Annotated in this window: 1 protein-coding gene and 1 pseudogene; one reads left to right on the top strand and one right to left on the bottom strand. The window is 74.2% G+C overall.

All coding sequences use genetic code 11. The features are described 5' to 3' along the window. Nucleotides 1-187: pseudogene (locus J0695_RS40795) on the top strand (NAD-dependent dehydratase); the annotation flags it as partial. On the opposite strand, the gene J0695_RS44855 reads toward J0695_RS40795, so the two are convergent. Next, a partial coding sequence (locus J0695_RS44855; RefSeq protein ID WP_372445933.1) for an ATP-binding protein occupies nucleotides 162-283 on the bottom strand: 122 nt, incomplete at its 5' end. The pseudogene J0695_RS40795 and the gene J0695_RS44855 sit on opposite strands and share 26 nt — an antisense overlap.

Raw genomic sequence — 283 nt, 5'->3', positions numbered from 1 at the left:
GGCCGGCGCGCTGGCCCGGGCACACGGCGGCCCCGACCCCGTCGTCACCGGCGGCTACCGGCTCGGCGACGTACGCCACATCACGGCGTCGTCGGAGCGTCTGACGGCCGAGCTCGGCTGGAAGCCGGAGGTCGGGTTCGACGAGGGAATGGCCGAATTCGCTAGGTCAGGGCTGCGGGGAGGGTGACCTCGAAGCGGCAGCCGCCCGTGACGTTACGGACGGCTGCGCGGCCCGCATGGGCCTCCACGATGCCGCGCACGATCGCCAGACCGAGGCCCGCAC

It is taken from the genome of Streptomyces beijiangensis (assembly GCF_017315755.1).
GTDB classification, from domain to species: Bacteria; Actinomycetota; Actinomycetes; order Streptomycetales; family Streptomycetaceae; genus Streptomyces; species Streptomyces beijiangensis.
Note: the sequence above shows the minus strand (reverse complement) of the source record. Positions and strands in the feature narration are given on the sequence as shown.